General features: G+C 58.1%; 19 protein-coding genes and 3 tRNA genes. 10 read left to right on the forward strand and 12 right to left on the reverse strand.

Translation table 11 applies throughout. The features are described 5' to 3' along the window. Positions 1-7: 7 nt before the first annotated feature. On the reverse strand, positions 8-295 hold the full coding sequence (locus ABJN75_RS12050; protein WP_348439840.1) for a DUF1330 domain-containing protein: 288 nt from the start codon (positions 293-295) through the stop codon (positions 8-10). A 131-nt stretch (positions 296-426) separates the two neighbouring features. Here ABJN75_RS12050 and ABJN75_RS12055 point away from each other — a divergent pair, with 131 nt between their 5' ends. From ABJN75_RS12055 to ABJN75_RS12070, 4 genes are read left to right on the forward strand one after another with little or no spacing between them, the layout of a single operon-like run. Further along, the gene (locus ABJN75_RS12055) at positions 427-1,242 is read left to right on the forward strand and encodes an enoyl-CoA hydratase-related protein (protein ID WP_348439841.1); all 816 of its coding nucleotides are present in this window, start codon (positions 427-429) and stop codon (positions 1,240-1,242) included. Positions 1,243-1,296: 54 nt separating this feature from the next. Further along, positions 1,297-2,460, forward strand: coding sequence for an acyl-CoA dehydrogenase family protein (locus ABJN75_RS12060; protein ID WP_348439842.1), 1,164 nt, complete (start codon positions 1,297-1,299; stop codon positions 2,458-2,460). A gap of 14 nt (positions 2,461-2,474) precedes the next feature. Beyond that, positions 2,475-3,683, forward strand: a complete 1,209-nt coding sequence (locus ABJN75_RS12065) for a CoA transferase (RefSeq protein ID WP_348439843.1) — start codon at positions 2,475-2,477, stop codon at positions 3,681-3,683. A gap of 2 nt (positions 3,684-3,685) precedes the next feature. After that, a complete protein-coding gene (locus tag ABJN75_RS12070) occupies positions 3,686-7,117 on the forward strand; it encodes an indolepyruvate ferredoxin oxidoreductase family protein (protein WP_348439844.1) in 3,432 nt (1,143 codons plus the stop codon). 87 nt (positions 7,118-7,204) lie between these two features. Here ABJN75_RS12070 and ABJN75_RS12075 read toward each other — a convergent pair whose 3' ends face one another. Further along, positions 7,205-7,675 (reverse strand): hypothetical protein, encoded by a 471-nt coding sequence (locus ABJN75_RS12075; protein ID WP_348439845.1) that lies wholly within the window; start codon positions 7,673-7,675, stop codon positions 7,205-7,207. On the opposite strand from ABJN75_RS12075, the gene ABJN75_RS12080 reads away from it, so the two are divergent. From ABJN75_RS12080 to ABJN75_RS12090, 3 genes are all read left to right on the forward strand, one after another. Continuing rightward, positions 7,629-8,003: a transposase gene (locus tag ABJN75_RS12080; RefSeq protein ID WP_348439846.1), complete on the forward strand. Its 375-nt coding sequence runs from the start codon at positions 7,629-7,631 to the stop codon at positions 8,001-8,003. The genes ABJN75_RS12075 and ABJN75_RS12080 overlap by 47 nt on opposite strands. 362 nt (positions 8,004-8,365) lie before the next feature. Continuing rightward, positions 8,366-9,511 carry an ISAs1 family transposase gene (locus ABJN75_RS12085; RefSeq protein WP_348433741.1) on the forward strand — a complete coding sequence of 382 codons (1,146 nt, stop codon included), beginning with the start codon at positions 8,366-8,368 and terminating at the stop codon, positions 9,509-9,511. A gap of 643 nt (positions 9,512-10,154) precedes the next feature. Continuing rightward, positions 10,155-10,667, forward strand: a complete 513-nt coding sequence (locus ABJN75_RS12090) for a GNAT family N-acetyltransferase (protein ID WP_348439847.1) — start codon at positions 10,155-10,157, stop codon at positions 10,665-10,667. Between the two features lie 161 nt (positions 10,668-10,828). On the opposite strand, the gene ABJN75_RS12095 is transcribed toward ABJN75_RS12090, so the two are convergent. The 5 genes from ABJN75_RS12095 to ABJN75_RS12115 all read right to left on the reverse strand — a co-directional run bounded on the left by ABJN75_RS12095 (position 10,829) and on the right by ABJN75_RS12115 (position 12,567). Beyond that, positions 10,829-10,905: transfer RNA gene (locus ABJN75_RS12095), tRNA-Arg, on the reverse strand. Between the two features lie 44 nt (positions 10,906-10,949). Then, positions 10,950-11,255 (reverse strand): ETC complex I subunit, encoded by a 306-nt coding sequence (locus ABJN75_RS12100; RefSeq protein ID WP_348439848.1) that lies wholly within the window; start codon positions 11,253-11,255, stop codon positions 10,950-10,952. A gap of 91 nt (positions 11,256-11,346) precedes the next feature. Continuing rightward, positions 11,347-11,423, reverse strand: a tRNA-Pro gene (locus ABJN75_RS12105). An 80-nt stretch (positions 11,424-11,503) separates the two neighbouring features. Continuing rightward, positions 11,504-11,890 carry a DUF192 domain-containing protein gene (locus ABJN75_RS12110; protein WP_348439849.1) on the reverse strand — a complete coding sequence of 129 codons (387 nt, stop codon included), beginning with the start codon at positions 11,888-11,890 and terminating at the stop codon, positions 11,504-11,506. A gap of 101 nt (positions 11,891-11,991) precedes the next feature. Continuing rightward, entirely contained in the window at positions 11,992-12,567 is a 576-nt protein-coding gene (locus tag ABJN75_RS12115) for a cold-shock protein (RefSeq protein WP_348439850.1), read from the reverse strand. 288 nt (positions 12,568-12,855) lie between these two features. Between ABJN75_RS12115 and ABJN75_RS12120 the strand changes: the two genes are divergently transcribed. From ABJN75_RS12120 to ABJN75_RS12130, 3 genes are all read left to right on the forward strand, one after another. After that, positions 12,856-13,296, forward strand: coding sequence for a VOC family protein (locus ABJN75_RS12120; RefSeq protein ID WP_348439851.1), 441 nt, complete (start codon positions 12,856-12,858; stop codon positions 13,294-13,296). Positions 13,297-13,617: 321 nt separating this feature from the next. Further along, positions 13,618-14,736, forward strand: a complete 1,119-nt coding sequence (locus ABJN75_RS12125; protein ID WP_348439852.1) for a D-Ala-D-Ala carboxypeptidase family metallohydrolase — start codon at positions 13,618-13,620, stop codon at positions 14,734-14,736. 155 nt (positions 14,737-14,891) lie between these two features. After that, a tRNA-Glu gene (locus ABJN75_RS12130) sits at positions 14,892-14,966 on the forward strand. 195 nt (positions 14,967-15,161) lie between these two features. Here the strand turns inward: ABJN75_RS12130 and recJ are convergent. The 5 genes from recJ to ABJN75_RS12155 all read right to left on the reverse strand — a co-directional run bounded on the left by recJ (position 15,162) and on the right by ABJN75_RS12155 (position 21,554). Continuing rightward, entirely contained in the window at positions 15,162-16,961 is a 1,800-nt protein-coding gene (gene recJ / locus ABJN75_RS12135; RefSeq protein ID WP_348439853.1) for a single-stranded-DNA-specific exonuclease RecJ, read from the reverse strand. A gap of 152 nt (positions 16,962-17,113) precedes the next feature. Further along, positions 17,114-18,100, reverse strand: coding sequence for a class II fructose-bisphosphatase (glpX, locus tag ABJN75_RS12140; protein ID WP_348439854.1), 987 nt, complete (start codon positions 18,098-18,100; stop codon positions 17,114-17,116). A gap of 189 nt (positions 18,101-18,289) precedes the next feature. Continuing rightward, positions 18,290-19,612: a homoserine dehydrogenase gene (locus ABJN75_RS12145; protein ID WP_348439855.1), complete on the reverse strand. Its 1,323-nt coding sequence runs from the start codon at positions 19,610-19,612 to the stop codon at positions 18,290-18,292. A gap of 99 nt (positions 19,613-19,711) precedes the next feature. Continuing rightward, a complete protein-coding gene (locus tag ABJN75_RS12150) occupies positions 19,712-20,935 on the reverse strand; it encodes an LL-diaminopimelate aminotransferase (RefSeq protein WP_348439856.1) in 1,224 nt (407 codons plus the stop codon). Between the two features lie 82 nt (positions 20,936-21,017). Beyond that, positions 21,018-21,554 (reverse strand): hypothetical protein, encoded by a 537-nt coding sequence (locus ABJN75_RS12155; RefSeq protein ID WP_348439857.1) that lies wholly within the window; start codon positions 21,552-21,554, stop codon positions 21,018-21,020. Positions 21,555-21,635 lie beyond the last annotated feature (81 nt).

The following is a 21,635-nucleotide window of genomic DNA, read 5'->3' on the forward strand; positions in this document are numbered from 1 at the left end:
GAAAAAATCAAACGCTTTGCAGCGCGACGATCTGTGCAATAGCAGCGCCGTCGCGGGCTTTTCGGGCTTCAAGGTAAAGCGGTGAGTCGTAGAAGGTCTTGACCGTCTCGATCGAGTCGAACTCCACCACGACATAACGTACCGGCGCCGCATCACCCTCGATCGTGACGGGGTCTGCGCCGCGTACGAGATATCGTCCGCCAAAGGCTTCGATCGCCTTCTTGGCCAACGGTTTGTAATCTTCATATTTGGCCGGGTCAGTGACTTCGACACGGGCGACAACGATTGCGGTCATTTCTGACATCTCCTCAAGACTGATCGTGCAAACCCCAAACCCATGAGCTTGGATTCTCGGGTTGCGACACAGGAAACTTATTGACGTGCAAGTCAGGATAAGTCAAGTTCGGGACCAAGGAGGAGCTGTAAATGGACGCTCAAAAAGTATTCGTGGAATTTCACGGCAGGGTCGCGGTGCTGACATTGGCCAATCCGCCGATGAATGTCGTAACGCTGGATCTGACCCGTCAGATGAACGCCGAACTGGCCCGGCTCGCGGCAAATCCGGATGTCGGAGCGCTGGTGCTTCGCGGCAGTGGTGAGCGAGCTTTCTGTGCAGGCTCCGATATCAACGAATTTCCCGGCCTGGTCGCTGAAAGTGCGATTGTTTCGAAGAAACTCGGTTTCGAAAACGAGACCTACGGCGTCGTGGCGAACTTTCCCAAGCCGACGGTGGCCGCCATCGAAGGTTTGGCGCTTGGTGGCGGACTGGAACTGGCGTCCGGCTGCGACTTGATCGTTCTTTCCGAAACCTCGCGTGTCGGTTTGCCTGAAATTCTGCTCGGCGGGTTTCCCGGCAGTGGTGGAACTGTGCGCGTGACTCAGCGCATTGGCGTCGGGCGGGCCAAGGAGATGATGCTGCTTGGGGAGATGATTGATGCGCAGACAGCCCTCGATTGGGGGCTGGCCAATCGAATCGCCAAGGCCGGAGAGGTCGTCAAGACCTCCATCGAACTTGCCGCAAGGATGGCCCAAGGACCGGCGCAGGCGGCATTCGCCTGCAAAAAGGCACTTTCCTACGCCTGGGATCTTCCTGAAAGCGAAGCTATACGCCGCACGCTCGATCTCAGTGAAGGCCTGTCACAGACCGCTGATTTCAAAGAAGGCGTGGATGCATTTCTGGGAAAGCGCAAAGCGCAATTCTCCGACAGGCTTGACCCGACCGTTTTCGGTTTCGGCGAATGAACTGGCAATTTGGCCGAGATTTCCAAAATTAGACGACCTTCTGGAGACAAGTAAGTGATTGATTTTTCTGTTCCGCAAGAAACCCAGATGATCCTTGATACGCTTCGGCGCTTTATCAAGGATGAACTGCAGCCCCATGAGGCCGAGGTAGAAGAGAAGCAGTTCGTCGACCCCGACCTTGCGCGTGAGCTTCGCAACAAGGCCAAATCCGTTGGGCTTTTCGCCATGGGATTTCCCGAAGAGCTGGGCGGCGGTGGTCTGAATGCCGTTGACATGTGCATGTGTGAGGAAGAGTTCGGCTTTACCAAAGATGCCCTCGTGCGCCGTGCGTTCGGTGCGATTCCCGGATCACTTGAAAATTGTGTCGGCGAACAGCGCGAGAAATACCTGCTTCCTGCTGTGGCCGGTGACATCAATGTTGCACTGGGCATGACCGAGCCCGAGGCTGGTTCGGATGCGGCCGGGATCAAGACGACTGCCAAGCGCGATGGTGACGACTACATCATCAACGGATCAAAGCATTTTATCAGTGACGCCGATGTTGCTGATGCCTTCATCATTACCGCCGTGACCGATCCGTCCAAGGGCGCCAAGGGAATCAGCGCGTTCCTGATCGACAAGGATACCCCGGGTTTCACGCTTGGACGCCTGCAATACATGATGGGATTGCGTGCAACCAATCATTTCGAGTTGATATTTGACAATATTCGTCTTCCGAAATCACAGATGCTCGGAGAGGAGGGGACCGGTCTCTATCAGGCGCTCTCGACAATCAACAAGGTCCGGCTTGGCATGGTCGGCGGCCGCTCTGTCGGTATGGCGCGCAAACTGATGCAGTACTCGATTGAGTATGCCCAGCAGCGCACGCAATTTGGCAAGAAGATCGGAGATTTCCAGATGGTGCAGGCGATGCTTGCCGACATGGCAACCGAAATCTTTGCCGCACGCATGATGGTGCTCAATGCTGCCTGGGAGACCGATCAGGGCATGGACCCGCGCGAGAAGGTCTCCATGGTCAAATATTATGCATCGGAGATGCTTGGCAGGGTGGCAGACAAATCCGTCCAGATTTTTGGCGGAATGGGGTACTGCCGCGAGATGCCGCTTGAGCAACTCTACCGGGATGCCCGGGTTTATCGGATTTTCGATGGAGCTTCCGACATTCACAGGGTGGTGATTGCTCGCAGCCTGCTTAAAAACGGGCAGATGCCATTATGAGCGGAGAAGTGTCGATGCTTCGTAATATGAAAGTCCTCGGATTCACGCATTTCGTACAGGGTCCGGCAGCTTCGCAATATCTTGCCGATATGGGCGCCGATGTCATCAAGGTCGAGCCGATTGGCGGTGCCTTTGAACGCGGGTATGGAGCAGATTCGGTTTTTGTCGGCGGTCTGAGCGCCACCTTCATGTCAGTCAACCGCAACAAGCGCTCGATATCTGTCGACCTGAAGAGCGAGCAGGGCCGCAAGGTTATCGAATCGCTGATTCTTCAGTCAGACGTGATCATCGAAAACTACCGGATCGGTGTGCTGGAAAGGCTTGGATTCGGCTATGAAGCGGTCAAGAAAATCAAGCCGGACATTATCTATGCCTCGGCATCGGGATGGGGTTCTTCCGGTCCGATGGCCAAGGCGCCGGGGCAGGATCTGCTCGTCCAGGCACGCTGTGGACTGATTGCTGCTACCGGAAATCTTGAATCGGGACCGACCGTACCCGGGGTCCCGATCGTCGATCAGCACGGCGCCGCACTTCTCGCGATGGCGGTCAATGCTGCCTATATCAGGAAACTGGAGACAGGCGAGGGTACCCGTATCGAATCCAACCTTTTCAGTGCCGGTCTGGATTTGCAGGCCGAATCAATGGCCGCCTACTATTCGGGCAATCGTTCAGCAGATAGGATGCAGCGGGATCCGAGACTGGCTTCCTGGTTTCTTCCTGCTCCCTACGGTGTTTTCAAGCTCGCTGATTGTCACGCCGTCATCAGTCTGGGCGGTGATATCGAGAAATTCGCCGAAGCCATCGGTGAGCCGGAACTTGTTTCGCTGGCCGAGGACAGGATGGCCAATCGTGATCGTTTCATGGAGGTTCTCGGCAAAGAACTGTCTGGATGGAGTTATGAACGGCTCGATCAGGCGTTATCGGTACACGGGCTCTGGTACGAGAAGGTACAGGACTATGACGCCATCCGGCATGATCCGCAGGCCGACCACAACGAGTGTTTCGAGGAGGTCACTGTCAATGGAGCGGAAGCAACGCTGCTGACCCATCCGGTAAGATATGACGGGTCGACGCCCAAGATGCGCCGGATGCCGGCTAGTATTGGAGTGGATACCCGCTCCGTCCTGATCGGTGCCGGGTGGTCAGAGGGGCAAATCGATGAACTGCTTGCTTCAGGCGTGGTCAATGAACCGAGCCATGCAACTCAACGTCAACGGGATTGATCATGAATATTGCTCTGCGCGACGTCTCGCTGTCCGATCGCTACACGCAAACTGAGGGAACGATATTTCTCAACGGAAACCAGGCTCTGGTACGCCTGCTTCTGACCCAACGCGAACTGGACCGGAAAGCCGGGTTGAATACCGCGGGTTTCGTTTCGGGCTATCGTGGATCTCCGCTTGGCGGCTTCGACATGGAACTTTGGAAATCAAAGGATTTTCTCAAGTCACATTCGATTGTCTTTCAGCCGGGAATGAATGAAGACCTTGCCGCGACTTCGGTTTGGGGAACGCAACAGATCGATTCCATACCCGGACGAACCGTCGATGGCGTGTTTGCGATGTGGTACGGCAAGGGGCCCGGCATAGATCGTTCCGGGGATCCGTTCAAGCATGGCAATTATGCTGGAACCACGCAGCAGGGGGGAGTGCTGGTTGTTTTCGGTGATGACCACCCCGGCAAATCGTCAACTGTTGCGCATCAGAGCGAACAGGCGCTGGCCGCCCATCTGATTCCGGTGCTCTATCCCTCCAATGTCGAGGAAATCCTGACCTACGGGCTCCATGGTTACGCACTTTCGCGCTATACAGGATTGTGGGTTGGCCTCAAGACTGTCAATGAGACGGTGGATACAACGACAACTGTCGATGTTGACGACAAGGCCATCGGCTTTGTCAGCCCCAATCGAAGCAATCCTGACATCGATATACGTCCCCGGCTCGAGTACAATCCCCAGCGCGACGAGACAATTGTCATTCGCCACCGGTTGCCGCTCATACACGAATTCGCCCGCGCCAATCGACTTGACCTGCGCACCCACGGCAAGGCCGGCGCCAAACTGGGTGTCGTGGCTACGGGCAAAGCCTATTCGGACTTGCTGGACGCGCTAGAATTGCTCGGAATTGACGAAGCGCGCATCAAGGCGCTCGGAGTGTCGATTTACAAGGTGGGGATGATCTGGCCGGTGGAGCCGACCGGATTTGCCGAGTTCGCGAGCGGCTGCGACGAGCTCCTCTTTGTCGAGGAAAAGCGGGCTTTTGTTGAGGAACAAGCTGCCAGAATTCTCTTCAATGAAGCGATGCGACCAAAGATCACCGGCAAATCGGACACGGATGGATTGCGGCTTCTGCCATCAGACGTCCAGCTTGATCCCAGGACCATTGCCAGGGTTTTGGCAAGCCGCATGGAAGCATTAGGTCTTGCAGATGAGGCGCTGACCGTGTTGGCTGGCTCGCTCACAGAAGGCCGGCTTGTTCAACCTGACCCGACCCAGCCAAAACGCATTCCCTATTTTTGTTCCGGTTGTCCGCACAACACTTCGACCAAGGTTCCCGACGGTTCGGTCGCATTGTCCGGCATCGGCTGTCATTCAATGGCGATGTGGATGGATCGCGACACCCTGAAACCGGTGCAGATGGGTGCCGAGGGGGCCAACTGGATCGGCCTTTCGAACTTCACGAAAACCGGGCACGTATTCCAGAATCTCGGCGATGGCACCTATTCGCATTCGGGACTTCTGGCGATCCGTGCCGCTGTGTTGGCCGGAGTGAATATTACCTACAAGATCCTGGCCAACGACGCGGTTGCCATGACCGGAGGCCAGCCTGTTGAAGGTGAGTTGGTCACCGAGGATATCGTGCGTCAGGTTCTGGCGGAGAATGTAAAGCGTGTTGTTGTCGTCAGTGATGACATTGACCGTACCTCGGTGCAGATCAAGGGCGTGGATGTTGTCGACCGCAAGGAGCTTCCCCGTATCCAGAGATTGTTGGCGGACATCGAAGGCACAACCGTCATCGTTTATGAGCAGGTCTGTGCGGCCGAGAAAAGGCGCCGGCGCAAGCGCAAGCTGATGCCTGATCCGACCACCCGCATTTTCATAAATGAGAATGTCTGCGAGGGATGCGGAGATTGTTCGGTTCAGTCCAACTGCGTCAGCGTTCTGCCGACCGATACCCCGTTCGGCAGAAAGCGGAAGATCGATCAGTCTTCCTGCAACAAGGACTACTCCTGCGTTCAGGGGTTTTGCCCCTCCTTTGTCACTGTCGAAGGAGGCAAGCCCCGTAGAGACGCGGGAGGCTTCGATCGGAAGTTGGTCAAGGATCTGCCGGAGATCGAAACAGCCGCCAAATCGGTCAATGTGCTGATCACCGGCGTTGGAGGAACCGGCGTTGTCACCATAGGCAGCGTACTCGCCATGGCGGCCAACCTTGTTGGTCTGGGCTCCAGCAGTTACAATATGACCGGCCTTGCACAGAAAGGCGGCGCGGTATTCAGTCATCTGCGCTTGACGGCTTCCCCTGATGCGCTGGGCAGTTCCCAGGTCGGTCCGGCCAGTGCCGATCTGGTGCTTGGCTGCGATCTGATAACCGCTGCCAGCCTCGATGGCCTCAAAACCTATGACGCTGGCCGAACGCGGGCGCTGCTTTCATCCATACCCGCGCCAACCGCAGCATTTCAGAGCGACCGTGACTACCGGGTTGATAATGATGCGTTGATTGCCAAGGTGGATAGCGCGGTGTTGGAACTCCGTGCCATCCAGGCCGACAGGATCGCGGAGCAGGTGCTTGGCGACCGGATCGGCGCCAATATGCTGATGGTTGGTTATGCCCATCAGATGGGGTGGCTGCCGCTGCCGCTTTCGGCCATCAGAAAATCCATCGAACTCAACGGTGCAGCCATCGAGTTCAACATGGATGCGCTCGATCTGGGACGCTTGGTTGCTGTCGATCCGGCAAAGTTCGCGGTCGACAATCCGCCCCTGTCCCTGCCACCCCAGGCCCTGGATGACACCGAGGCGCTGATTGCACATCGGAAATCCCATCTCACAAAATATCAAAACGCCAAATGGGCCGCGCGCTATGAACAGCTGGTGCGTCGCATCCAGAGTGCGGAGGCGGCAGCCGTTGAGGGATCTGAAGACTTGACCAGGGCGGTTGCAACCAATTTTTCCAAATTGATGTCCTACAAAGACGAATACGAGGTTGCCCGGCTTTATGCGGATACAGCCTGGAAGGTGCAACTCGACAATGCGATCGAGGGCTATGGGAAGATGTCGCTTTGGCTCGCACCGCCGTTGATGACCCGTGTTGACCCGGAAACCGGCCGGCCGAGAAAGATCAAGTTCGGTCCCTGGATCTTCACCGCGATGGGAATTCTGGGAAAACTGAAGGCTGTCCGCGGCTCGCGGCTCGACCCGTTTTCCTACACACAGGAGCGCAAGCTGGAGCGGGCGCTTATTGACCAATACGAACGCGACATGATCGATATGGTTGATAATCTGAAGCCAGAGACCCTCGCGCATGCAATCGAACTGGCACGGTTGCCGGAGATCATTCGTGGCTATGGCCCGGTTAAGATGGCCGCAATCGAAAAAGCTGCCAACCAGCGACGCACTGTATTGGATCTGTTCCACGTGGGGTCTGCGTCTGAAGGTTAGCTCTGTTCAGGTTTTAAAATGCCCCGTTTTCGGACTTCTCAGTGGGGATGATTTCGGGGCAAATGCCGAACCCCGATAACAGACACCTCAGAACACGAAATCGCTGGCTTCGATCAGGCCTGCCGAGCCGAAGGCGATGAACTGGCCGCCGCCGTTGAACGTCACATAGGCGTCCGCACCGGCGTCGGTGATGGTCAGGTTGGCCATCGAGTTGACCTGGCTGTGATTGGCGAAGTTGAAGGTGTCCACGCCGTTCTCGAACTGCTGGATCAAGTCGTTGCCCGAGCCATTGAGGAAATAGAAAGTGTCATTGCCGGCACCGCCGAACAGCACATCGTCGCCGTCGTTGCCGACCCCGCCGAAAAAGCCGTCATTGCCGTCCCCGCCAAAGATCGTGTCATTGCCGGCGCCGCCGAACAGCACATCATTGCCGATGCCGCCGGCCAGCGTGTAATTGGCCGATCCGCCGGTCAGGATATCAACGCCGCCCGCGCCGCCGATCGAGACCTCAGTGGTCAGGCCGCTGGCGCTGATCGCCGCCTGTGTCCAATGGCGCAACGTCGCAGATCAGGCCGAAGGTGCCGAAATTTGCCAATCTCATGGACATCGCCAAACAGGATGTGCTGGCCTACATAAGCTTTCCAAGCCGCACTGGACAAAGTTGCACAGCACCAACCCCATTGGACGTCTGAACGGCGAAATCACGCAGCGCACCGACGGCGTCGTCGTCTTCCCCAACGACGATGCCGTCGTCCGTCTCGCGGGTGCGTTGCTACTTGAGCAAAACGACGAGTGGGCGGTCCAGCGCTCCCGCTACATGAACCCTGAGACCATCGCCACAATGAGCGATGATTCGCTCATCAGCATGCCCGCCGTGGCTAGCTGACACGTTCCCGGCCAAGTACGGAAAGACCGCGATAGGCGAAGCTACACTCCGTGCAGGGACACGATCAGGTGCAGGTGTTTCAAGACAGGTGTGAAGATCGATTAACAGAATTGACAGATGACCTGCTTCGGGCATGCAAACCGAACCTGCGACGCACCATCCGTTGATATGCGGTGCGTGTTTCCTTCGTTCCAGCCCAAACTTCATAAGCCCGAACCAATTAGCTCTGCACCTCAACACCAAATTCGTCATTCTGCAACAGGTCTGCAGTTGCAGCACAGGGCAATCGGGTGAAGAAATGCGTGACAAAGGGGTAATAAGCTGAATCTGTCGTGATCCTCTGATTTGGAAGGAGGACGACGATGGATGATGTGGTGGTGGAGTGTGATGCGGTTGGCGAAGCGGTTGTCTTTCTTCGGTATTTCACGGATCTGCCGGACAGTCGGCAGCCGGGCAAGGTGGCATATCCGCTCGACGAAGTGCTGCTTCTGAGCTTGCTCGCGGTTCTGGCTGGGGCGGAGACGTTCGTCGACATCGCCCGCTTTGGGGACAAGAAGCTTGACTTTCTGCGCCGCTTTCGGCCGTTTCGAGCGGGGACGCCATCGCACGATCACCTCGGCGACATCTTCGCCACGCTCGACGCCGAGAAGTTCCAGCAATGCTTTGCCGGCTGGGTCGCCGCGCTGACTGGCGCGCCTGCGGACATCATCGCCATCGATGGCAAGACGGTGCGCCGCTCGTTCGAGAAGAGGGCCGGCAAGGCGGCGATCCACATGGTCTCGGCCTTTGCCGCACGCCAGCGCCTCGTGCTCGCTCAGGTCAAGGTGGCCGAGAAGGCCAACGAGATCACCGCCATTCCCAAGCTTCTGGACATGCTTGCCATCGAGGGGGCGATCGTGACGATCGACGCGATGGGTTGCCAGCGTGCCATCGCGGACAAGATCCTCGACAGAAAGGCCGATTACGTGCTTGCCCTCAAAGGCAATCAAGGCTCGCTGCGCGATGATGTCGCGATCTTCGCCGCCGAGCAGAAAGACAACGATTTCAAAGACACGACCATCAGTCGGGACGAGACGGTCGATGGCGATCACGGCCGCATCGAGACGAGAACCACCACCGTCATCCATGACATAGGCTGGCTCCAGGAACGCCATGACTGGCCCGGCCTGAAAGCGGTCGTCATGGTCGAGAGTACGCGCGAAATCGGCGAGAAAACCCAACGGGAGACCCGCTTCTACATTACCTCCCTGGCGCTGCCAGCCAGGCAATTGGGACCAATCGTCAGAAGCCATTGGGCAATCGAGAACAGCCTGCACTGGGTTATGGACATGGTCTTTCGCGACGACGAATGCCGGGTTCGAACAAATCATGCCCCGGCCAATTTCACCACGCTCAAGCACATGGCCCACAACCTCATCCGAATGACCCCCGGAAAGGACTCGCTGCGCCTCAGACGAAAAGTCGCCGCTTGGGACGACGATTTCCTTGCAAGCATCATCGCCAGATGATTGCTTCACCCGATTCCCCTGATCTCTGTGCGCGTTACTCAAATGCCGCAGATACCAAACCATTGACCATTTGATCCGAAAGTCGGTATTTCAACCCGCTTACGTCCGGAGCGCACAGGTCACTTCAACAACTTTGCATCCCTCGCAATCTTTATATTATGATGACCACCAGTTAGACAATCCCGAGCGAGCAAAACCTCCGCCGTGACTTGACTAGCCAGATTCTGGGACAACCGGAAGTCGACGATAAAATCTGGCTCATCTCATTCCTCGATTATGATCCGGGATATATCGATATCGAGCAGAGAACGTTGCAAACAGTCGACACACCGTTCGGCGCGAGTGTGTTACCCATGTCTCCGGTATAATCCGCAACCCATGTCTCCGGGTCGGACAATGAGAAATGACGATCGCCAGAAACCTTGAGACTCAGTTTCATTGATTTTGTTGACAATTCTCCACTGGTGAACCAGTCGCAATGAGACCCGTCGCCACATAGATTGAGACTCAAGTTGCCTTTCGCCACATAGGTTGAGACTCGGAGTTTTCGGCTTGCCTTCAAAATCCACCGTAAACTTGATCAAAACAAGCTTCCCGCCGATGGGAAACCAGGTCAAACTTCTTATGAACAAGACGCAACCCGATGAAATCAGACGATCTGAACCGCGAACAGGAACCTATGATAATTCCGGACCTGCCACCCGATTTGAGATTCCGAAAGCTTACCCCAACGGATGAGGAATTTGAGTTTTCATTCCGAGCGAAAAAGCAGGCACTTGGTCCCCACATTGCTCAGAAATGGGGGTGGGACGAAGAGTTTCAACGCTCGGTTCATGATCAGCGATTACGAGAGAAACCATTCTGTCAGATCGAGATGAACGGCTGCCCGATCGGTACAGTTTCGCTTCAACTGCTACCAGAGTTCATCCGCTTCGGCGAGTTCTATCTGATTGATGAAATTCGTGGACAAGGCGTTGGCTCAAGAATTCTCGCCCATTGCCTTCAACTAGCGGATGACACGAACCTCCCTGTGCGACTTGAGTATCTCTTGTGGAACCCAGTCGCGAGCCTCTACCGACGAACTGGTTTCGTCGAAATCGGTCGTACTCCCATCCATTTCCTCATGGAGAGAAAAAAGAAAGGGCACTCTCAATGAGACCGAACGAACGGGAATTCAGATAATTTTCAATCTACTGCCGAGCAACAACGGTATCACTTACGAACTCGACCACGGAAAGGCCTGAGTCTCAACATATGTGGCGATGAGTCTCAAAATCGTGGCGATTGTCTCAACGTATGTGGCGAAAATCAAAAAAATGGCGACCCCTGCAGGATTCGAACCTGCGACCGTCGGCTTAGAAGGCCGGTGCTCTATCCAGCTGAGCTAAGGGGCCGATTGGGTGTCGAACCGGGTAGCCGGCCGAGATGTCGGATAGTTTCAATGAGTCCAGGGCTGACGGCGGTCAAAGCGGAAATTGTCCGCGTACGCGACCCGGCGGCGCTTGCTTTCCTTCGGCTCGGAGACGCGAAAGGCCAGTCCGTTGCGCTGGGCATAGGCCACGGCTTCTTCGCGCGTGTCGAACTTCAAATGGATCTGGCTTTTCATGTCGCCCGATGAGGTATATCCCATGATCGGGTCGATCGAGCGGGGTTTTTCCGGCTCGAACTCAAGCACCCAGTCCTGGCAATTGGCCTTGCCTGACTGCATGGCTGTCTTTGCGGGACGATAGATTTTTGCAGACATGTCCCAATTCCCCTTCATGACGAACCCCGCCTGAAAAGGCGGATCACGGCGCCTTGATGTGTAGCGCTCAAATCAATGAACACCGAAAAAATGGTCGGAGCGGAGAGATTCGAACTCCCGACCCTCTGGTCCCAAACCAGATGCGCTACCAGGCTGCGCTACGCTCCGTTGCCTAAGGCGTGCTCCGGATACACCGGAACGCCATGCCCCGCAACTCCAAATCGTTCGATAATGCCACGAATGGCAAATCATTCGCTGATCGCCCGGTGACGAGCGACGTCGCCGACCGCAATACCCATCCGCTCAGCCGTGCCGGCATTCAATTCAAGCACGTAACGCACAGGCCCTGGCGAGGCTATGATCGCTTCCGAAAACGGCGTCGTGTCTTTTGCAATGCCGACGATGGTGCCGTCATCGTCGATAAACAGCATGTCGAGCGGCAACGGAGTGTTTTTCATCCACATCAGAACCTGACGGGTTTGATCAAACCGGAACAGCATGCCGTGATCAGCCGCCATGTCCTGCCGGTGCATCAATCCCGTGGCGCGGTCCGCCGCAGTCAGCGCCAGTTCCACGCCAAAGGAAACCGGGCCGGCTGTGGTGGTGATGACAAGCGGCTCGGAATCTGTCGGCATCGTTGCCGCCAGAACCGGGGCAGCGACCGACAAGGCCCCGGCCACCAATAGGAAAGCTGTGAGAACGAAGGTGAGCAGATGCGAAAAAAAGCGCATTCCGTTCAGTGCGAATTCTGAATCGGGGAATCGATATCGGGATGGATTTCAGCCGCCATCAAGCCTTTGTCGCCATCCCCGTACCGCACCAAGACAACCTGGCCGGGCCGCAGCTCCGCCAAACCATAGCGCCTGAGCGTCTCCATGTGGATGAAGATGTCTTCTGTCCCCTCACCACGGGTAAGGAAGCCAAACCCCTTGGTGCGGTTGAACCATTTGACGATCGCACGTTCAAGACCGCTCGACGGCTTGACCTGAACATGGGTGCGCACAGGGGGCAATTGCGAGGGATGGACCGCAGTCGAGGTGTCCATCGAGATAATGCGGAATGTCTGGTAGCCCCGCTCGCGCTTCTGAATTTCACAGACGATGCGGGTTCCTTCCAGAACGGTCTGGTAACCGTCGCGGCGCAGACAGGTGACATGCAGCAACACGTCTTCCATGCCATTGTCTGGAACGATGAAGCCGAAGCCTTTGGCGACGTCAAACCACTTGATGACCCCGGTGATCTCAATGAGGTCCACCGCGTCGCCATGAGCTTCCGCTACCGCCTCGTTCTTGTCTGAGGACCTTTCCCCCATCCGGATAACTCTCCGATACGCGCCACATGGAAATTAAGTGATTCTCGATTGAAACATTAACATTGTATTGCGCGGACAGTGCAAGCCCTGCCGCAAAACTTGTTGAGTCTTCCACGTCTAATGCTTGTGACGCTCGTTGCTTTCACCTTGATACGCCATATCCGTGTCCTGTATCCGATCGAGCAACTTGCGGCGGTTGCAATAAGTTCAGGCGCAACACCGCCATGCCTTTGCCTCGTGTCCAAATCCGCCTATCGTCGGTTCAATCAAGAATCATGGAGAAAGCCGATGCGTTATTTGCACACGATGGTCCGGGTCACAGATGTAGATGCATCGCTCGATTTCTATTGCAACAAGCTTGGCCTTGAAGAAATCCGCCGCCACGAAAGCGAGGCAGGCCGGTTCACGCTGATTTTTCTCGCCGCTCCCGACGACAAGGCGCGCGCCCTTGCCGACAAGGCCCCGATGGTGGAATTGACCTACAACTGGGATCCGGAGGAGTATCAGGGCGGCCGCAATTTCGGTCACCTCGCCTATGAGGTCGATAATATCTACAAACTATGCCAGCACATGCTCGACAATGGCGTGACCATCAACCGGCCGCCGCGCGACGGGCACATGGCCTTTGTCAGGTCGCCGGACGGAATTTCCATCGAGCTTCTTCAAAAGGGCGATCCGCTTGACCCCGCGGAACCTTGGGCATCGATGAAAAACACCGGCGCATGGTAAACGCAGGTGATCGACCGGTGATGTTCTGTGGCCGGTCGTTCCCCGCGGCGTGGCAAGGCTCACGCAATGGTCGGCGTCTAGTTTGCCAATAATGTCATGGTTCTGCCGTATTTACGACGCATCGCATGATCCACATCCAGTTACCCGTTTGTCCGGCAGACTCCGGACGTTGCGTTTACAACAACGCCATTAATGGGTACGCACAATCTTGAGGCCTTCGGGTCTGCCATTGCATGAGACCGGGGGCTCCAGAGATTGCAGACAGGCGGAAAAAATGCAGTCAGGCGCGGTTCTGGCACCCATGTATGTTTGCTGGCGGGTGTGGCGATTGCCCTGACCGGATGCGTGTCAGCCGGCGATCCGTCGATGTTTGCCAGCCAGGGTTTCGCACCCGGTTCCCCCAGTTTCAGCAATTTCAACAGCGCTGACCAGTCTGACGCACTGATGATGGCCTCGGCAGCTGAGGCCTCAACGTCTGAAGGCATACCGGTTCCGGTTCCCTCGCCCGCCTCGGCAGATGCCGAGCCAGCTCAGCCAGCGGCAGATCAGGCGCAAGGTGGAGCAAATCAGCAACTCGCCATGGCCAACACATCCGTCGATGCGCTCAACCAGGGAATCACGCAGAACCAACCGGTTCATGCGTCGCCGAACCTCTACAGCGCCTCGGCTGAAGCCCCCCAGCCCACCCCTGCCGAAAATGTCTCAAGTGATTCCGCGCAGCTTGCGTTGCGGATGGCGTCGGCTGATCCGACGCCAGCAAGTGTCGGAACCGATTCGGATCAATCCGCCGAACAGCCGAAAACCCGGGAACTGGCGGTGGTTGCGCCGCCAAAGAAACAATCCATTTTCGCGCGCCTGTTTGCATCGCAGCCGAAATCGACCAGGAACGCACCCTCTGGAACGAAAAAACGTCTGGCCTCGTCGAAACCCACCCAGGTTGTCGTGGCCTCAGCATCCACTGGCAACAGTGCGGCGCTCCCCGGGGTGCGCATGTCAAACGTGTTCGGGATTAGCGACAGCGACAGTTCGGAGGAGCCGCGCGGCGCACGCATGGAGCTGGCTTCGGCCGCGGGTCTGGCGCGTCTCGCTCCCAACGGCCTTCGTCTTCAGACCGAAAAGGTCGATGTCGGTTGTTTCAAACCTGAACTGATTCGGGTTCTCAAAACCATCGAACGTCACTACGGCCGTTCACTTGTGGTCACATCGGGCTACCGCAGCCCAAAATACAACCGGCGCGTCGGCGGCGCTTCGGGATCGCGGCACACCTCCTGCGAGGCAGCCGATATCCAGATCGAAGGCGTTTCCAAATGGCAACTGGCCAAATACCTTCGCGCCATGCCGAACCGTGGCGGGGTTGGCACCTACTGCCACACAGAATCGGTTCATATCGACATCGGCACCCAGCGTGACTGGAACTGGCGTTGTCGCCGCCGCAAGTAGCAAAACCGCATTCGGCTCCATGTCGCCGGCCCACAGCGCCGGGCATTTTGCCGGTCTTTTCCGCCAACTCCAATTAGATGACATTTTTTTCCGGAGAGATGAATTAACCGCTTGCGGTCCCAAAGCGGTCTGACTATAAGACGGCCACATTGTACGCGCCCTTCGTCTATCGGTTAGGACGCCAGATTTTCATTCTGGAAAGAGGGGTTCGACTCCCCTAGGGCGTACCACAATTTTCAAGCACTTCGCTTGTTCTCCTCATCCTGCACATGAACCGTAGATGAGCCGGGCGCACAGCTCCCGCGGCGGATTTCGATCGTTGTGCGACAGCGTCGGCGCATGTCTCTCAGGCACGGAAAAAGCCACCTTGCGGATCGCATCGGCTTTGAGGACCGGCAGACCGGCAACGCGATTGGACGACGGGGTTAGCGCGCGGGTGCTGCGTCAATCACCCTGATCTGAACCCTCCGGACGCCCTGCCAGTGATCGGCGGAAATCGTTCCTGCGACATGAAACATCATCCCCCGGCCTCCCAGCAGCGTGGCGCCCATTTCGGTGTCGGCGGCGCGAAATGCGATGCCGTTGAGCTTGCCTCCATCAGCCCCTGACAGCGTGAGCTTGATGTGATTCTGCCCCACCACCCGCGCATCGCTGAGCGTATGCGCCGGTACGACGAACACCGGCTGCGGATGGCCCGCGCCATAGGGCCCGGCGCACTCGATCATGTCGACCAGATCCAGCGTCGCCCCGGAAGCCGAAATCGCCCCATCGATCTTGAGCCGGTGCGCCGCGGTCAATCCGGCAACGGTGTCTGCGGCACGTTCTTCAATGAACGTGCGCAATTCGCCCAGCCTGGTCTTGTCCACTGTGATCCCGGCTGCCATTGCATGGCCACCGCCCTTGACCAGCAGGCCGCGTTCAACCGCCTTGCGCACCAGTCGGCCGATATCAAGCCCGGGAACCGAACGGCCCGATCCTGTGCCCTTGCCATTGCCATCGAAGGCGATGGCGAATGCCGGCCGCCGGTAGCGCTCCTTGAGCCGTGAAGCCAGCAGTCCGACCACTCCTGGATGCCAGCCCTGGCGCTCGGTGATGATGATGGCCGGTCCGTCTCCGGACGCCATTTCCATGGCAGCTTCCGCATCCGCTTCCGCCAGCATCGCCGCTTCGATGGCCTGGCGTTCGCGATTGAGTTCCTCCAACCGCTCCGCGATGGCCCCGGCTTCCGCCGGATCCTCCAGCGTCAGCAACCGGCTGCCCAGCGCCGCATCACCAATGCGCCCGCCGGCATTGATTCGCGGACCGATCAGGTAGCCAAGATGATAGGGGGTGATCGGTCCGTTGACTCCGGCCCGCTGGCACAGCGCCGCAAGCCCGGTATTGCCCAGGGTCCGCGCCACCAACAGCCCCTTGACCACGAACGCACGGTTAAGCCCCTTGAGTGGCACCACATCACAGACCGTGCCAAGGGCGACCAGATCGAGACAGCCGAGAAGATCGAATGTCCCTGCCCGCGCTTCACCCTTGCCGCGCAACAGCCTCAGCGTGCCCGCCAGCACCATGAACACCACTCCACAGGCACACAGATGGCCAAGCCCTGACAGATCATCCTCGCGGTTGGGATTGACCAGCGCGTGGGCGACCGGCAACTCGCTTGCCACCTGGTGGTGATCGATCACCACCACATCGACGCCGCGCCGTGCGGCCTCCTGGAGCGAGTCATGACTGGTTGAGCCGCAATCGACGGTAATGATCAGTCCCGCGCCCCGGTCGATCAGTTCGCCGATGGCGGTGGGGTTTGGCCCATAGCCTTCAAAGATCCGGTCCGGAATGTAAATCTCGCTGACCACGCCGAAATGACGCAGGAAGCGCTGCATCAGCGCCGACGACGTCGCACCGTCGACGTCATAGTCGCCGAAGATGGCCACACGCTCGCCGCCGGCGATTGCAGCAGCAATGCGGGCTGCGGCCTTGTCGCAATCGGTGAGACTGGACGGGTCGGGCATCAGCGATTTGATGGTAGGATCGAGAAAAGCAACCGCGTCGCCCATGGCAACATCGCGGCCGGCCAGAACCCGCGCGATGACATCAGGCAGCCCGGTGGTCTGCGCAATCGAGATCGCCTTGTTTTCGCCGGCCAGATCCAGCCGCGCGATCCATTTCTGGCCGGAGAGTGACTGGTCCACTCCAAGAAACGCCCGGTCGGACACGTTGCTGCCTGTCATCGAGAATCAACCCGTCATCAAGCGCCGGGCCACCATGGCCGCGCTGGAGACATTGCTCATAGACTAAACAGGACAGACGGGCAAAACGTCTGACAGAAACTCCCGTCAGGAAGCTGCGGTCGGCTGGCCGGCCCGGGTCAAGGCACTGTGCGTCAGTCGAATTTTGCGAGGTCCTGGTGCCGGGCCTTGATTTCGCGAACAGTACGGGAAGAAGATCGCATCACGATGGTATGGGTAACGATCGCATCCGGCGTGAACCGCACGCCCTGCAACAGATTGCCGTCGGTCACGCCGGTGGCGGCGAACAGCACGTCGCCGCGCGCCATTTCTTCCATCGTGTAGATCTTGAGCGGATCGGAAATTCCCATCTTGGCCGCGCGGGCGATTTTTTCTTCGGTGTTGAGCTGCAGCCGGCCCTGCATCTGTCCGCCAATACAGCGCAACGCCGCAGCCGCCAGCACGCCTTCAGGCGCACCGCCAATGCCCAGATAGATATCGATACCGGTTTCCTCGGGATCGGTGGTGTGGATCACGCCGGCAACGTCGCCATCGCCGATAAGCCGGATCGCAGCACCCGTGGCGCGCACTTCCTCGATAAGGCGGGCATGGCGCGGCCGGTCGAGGATACAGGCGGTCACCTGATTGACCGGAACGCCTTTGGCGCGCGCGACCGCATGCATATTATCTGTCGCACTGGCATCGAGCGCCACGGTATTGGCCGGATAGCCCGGCCCGATGGCGATTTTCTCCATATAGACGTCGGGGGCGTAAAGCAGACTGCCCTTTTCGGCAATCGCGATCACTGCCAGCGAATTTGGCAGGTTCTTGGCACAAATTGTCGTCCCTTCCAGAGGATCGAGTGCGATATCCACCTTGGCGCCATCGCGGTTGCCCACTTCCTCGCCAATATAGAGCATGGGCGCTTCGTCGCGCTCGCCCTCGCCGATCACCACGACGCCATCGATCGGCAGCCGGTTCAGCTCGGAGCGCATCGCATCTACGGCGACCTGGTCAGCGGCCTTCTCGTCACCCCGCCCCCGCAGCCGCGCAGCCGCGACAGCTGCACGCTCTGTGACACGCGCGATCTCGAGTGTCAGAATCCGGTCGAGACCGCTTGTGTCTGTCGATATACCTGCCATGGTGTAACTTCCCTCAGGGTAATTCGTTGGCTGCTCTTACAGCCTTAAAACATAGCAAAGCAATGTGAATCCCGCATTAAAAGCCATTGTTTTTTCAGGATATTGGTCATATCAGCGACTAAATCGATTAAAGCGGCAGCCTGGGCTGCGAGCCGGTTCGCCCGCGTCGCAAGGAAAAATCTGCGGCCATCAGCTCTCGCGGGTGCGTTCGATTCGGATCACCTGCGGCTCGCCCGAGAGGTAGCCCTCGCCCTTGATGGCATCGACTGCGGTCCGAACCTTGGATTCGGTGGTCGCATGCGTGACCAGAATGACGGTTTGCGGTCCGGCTTCCGACCCGACTGGCCGCGCACGCTGAACAATCGATTCCAGCGATATCCCGTTGTCGGCCATCCGTGTGGCGATCGAGGCAAAGACACCGGCCCGGTCGTCAACCTTGAGCGAAATGAAGTATCCGCCTTCATGGCTCTGGATCTGGGCGCGGGTATAGGGCTCAAGCGTGTCCGCCGGCCGCCCCAAGGCCGGCGCATGCTGATGTCCCGGCCGGCTCTTGGCGATATCGGCGACATCGCCAAGCACGGCGGACGCGGTAGCGTCACCGCCCGCGCCGGGACCTGACAGCATCAGTTCGCCAAGAATATCTGCTTCGATCGTCACCGCATTGGTGACACCTTCGACCTGAGCGATCATCGAACCCTTGGGCACCATGGTCGGATGCACCCTTTGTTCGATGCCGGTCGCGGTTCTTTGCGCCACACCAAGCAGCTTGATCCGGTAGCCCAGTTCATCCGCCGCATGAATGTCCTCGATGGAAATATTGGTGATGCCTTCAACATAGACCGCATCAGCGGCGATCTGCGTGCCGAAAGCCAGGCTGGTGAGGATCGACAGCTTGTGCGCGGTGTCATTTCCCTCGATATCAAAGGCCGGATCGGCCTCGGCGTATCCCAGCCTTTGAGCCTCTGACAGGCACTCCGCAAATCCGAGATTGTCCCGCTGCATCCGGGTCAGGATATAGTTGCAGGTTCCGTTCAGAATGCCGTAGATCCGCGTGACCGAATTGCCGGTCAGCGATTCCCGCATGGCCTTGATGACCGGAATTCCACCAGCCACCGCCGCCTCGAAGTTCAGCAGCACTCCGTTTTTCTCGGCCAGCCGCGCCAGTTCGACACCGTGGCTGGCAAGCATGGCCTTGTTGGCGGTCACAACATGACGCCCGGCGGTCAGCGCCGCGATGGCAGCGGCATGGGCGGGATCGCCATCACCGCCGATCAATTCGACCAGCACATCGATATCGGCCTCGCGAGCCATGGCCACCGGATCGTCAAACCAGCTCACACCCTCGAGACCGATGCCGCGATCGCGGCTGCGGTCACGCGCGCTGACAGCGGTAATCAGGATTTCACGGCCGCAAATGTCAGCGAGCAGATTGTGCCGGGTGGTGATCGCGCGAAACAGCGCGGCGCCGACGGTTCCAAGTCCTGCAATGCCGATTTTGAGGGCATCAGTCATGATTGCTATCCACTTTGCCTGATCAATTACTCAATTTGTCCGTGCCGGGAGCGCGAACCGAAGATGTGCAAGGGGGTTTACCGGCGGCTAACCGGGTGGTCAACGCCGGGCGGACAAAGACACTACATTGTCCCCGCCGCCATTTTCCTGAACGCTCGAGAAAAAGCGCTTTATGTTGCGCGCCGCCTGCCGGATCCGGTGCTCGTTCTCGACAAGCGCGATCCGGACATGCTCGTCGCCATGCTCGCCAAATCCGATGCCGGGCGCAACGGCCACATCGGCCTTCTCGACCAGCAGTTTCGAGAATTCCAGAGATCCAAGCTGTTTGAACGGTTCGGGAATCGGCGCCCAGGCAAACATGGTGGCGGGCGGAGGCGGCACATCCCAGCCGGCCTTGGCGAAACTGTCGACCAGCACGTCGCGGCGGCGCTTGTAGATCGAGCGCACTTCGGCAATATCCGAGCCGTCCCCGTTGAGTGCGGCGGTGGCGGCCACCTGGATCGGTGTGAATGCGCCGTAATCGAGATAGGACTTGACCCGGGTCAAGGCCGAAATCAGTCGCTCGTTTCCAACCGCGAATCCCATCCGCCATCCGGGCATGGAGAAGGTTTTCGACATCGAGGTGAACTCGACGCAGATATCAATTGCACCTGGAACCTCCAAAACCGAAGGTGGCGGTGTGTCGTCAAAATAGATTTCGGCATAGGCCAGGTCAGACAGGATGAGGATGTCGTGTTTCTTGGCGAACGCGACGACATCCTTGTAGAAATCCAGCGTGGCGACAAAGCTGGTCGGATTGGATGGATAATTCAGGATCAGCGCCAGCGGCTTCGGGATCGAATGCCGGACCGAGCGCTCGAGCGCATGGAAAAAACTGGCATCGGGCGCCACATCGAGCGACCGGATCACCCCGCCCGACATGATGAATCCGAAAGCGTGGATCGGGTAGGTCGGGTTTGGACAAAGAATGACATCACCCGGGGCGGTGATCGCCTGGGCCATGTTGGCAAAGCCTTCCTTCGAGCCGAGCGTGGCGACAACTTGCGTTTCCGGATCGAGTTTGACGCCGAAACGCCTCTGGTAATAGCTCGCCTGCGCCCGGCGGAGGCCGGGAATTCCCCGCGACGTCGAATAGCGGTGCGTGCGCGGATCCCTGACCGCTTCGCACAATTTGTCGACAATGGCCGGCGGCGTCGGCAGATCGGGATTGCCCATGCCGAGGTCGATGATATCCGCGCCCCCTGCCCGGGCCGAAGCCTTCAGGCGGTTGACCTGTTCAAAGACATAAGGCGGAAGTCTGCGGACCTTGTGAAATTCTTCCATGGAATTCCCCGAAATTGCGGGCAGATTGCTGGGTGTGCCCAAGTGGCAAGGGTTTGCGTCCAAACCAGCACGAACGCAAGATTTATTTCTCGATTTCCCGCTGGGTGTCGCTGCCGTGGCTGGCGGCCAGCGCTCGAAGCTCCTTCAGCCGCCGCTCATACTGGGCGCGCGCGCCAGGTGTCGCGGCCCGCGACCGCAGCAGTTCCGTCATCTCCGCCTCCGCCGCGAGCTTTTGCGCCTCGGTCAGCTGTGAATTTGCCGCCTTTGGCATGCGTCCGAAACTCGGATATTGTCCGGTTTGGCGCGCACCGGTGGCGACGAAGTCCTTCTTCTCGACCGGTGTGGTTTTTTCGATCGGAATCACCGACATGACGCCAGGGTTGCGCCTGATGACCGTGGGCGCAGCCGGCTCTGGAGCGGGCTCCTGTGGGGTTGTCTGTTCCTGTGCGTTTGCAGACTCCACGTCTGCCTGGTCCACCATGGTGCCCGGCACCGATGAAACAGCCTGGCTGTCCGCGGCAGCGGGCTTGGGAGCGGCATCCTCCAGCGAGGCCGTCTGGCATCCGCTTGCAAGAATCGCGACAAACGCAACAAACGCCGGTCGATAAATTTCCATCATGACAATGTATATTCCGGTCTCCACCAAATGGTGGTCATGACATGGACAAAAAAAGTCCTTATCAAGAAGGGACTGATGTTC

Origin of the sequence: Hoeflea sp. (assembly GCF_039975035.1) — a bacterium.
Lineage (GTDB): Bacteria > Pseudomonadota > Alphaproteobacteria > Rhizobiales > Rhizobiaceae > Hoeflea.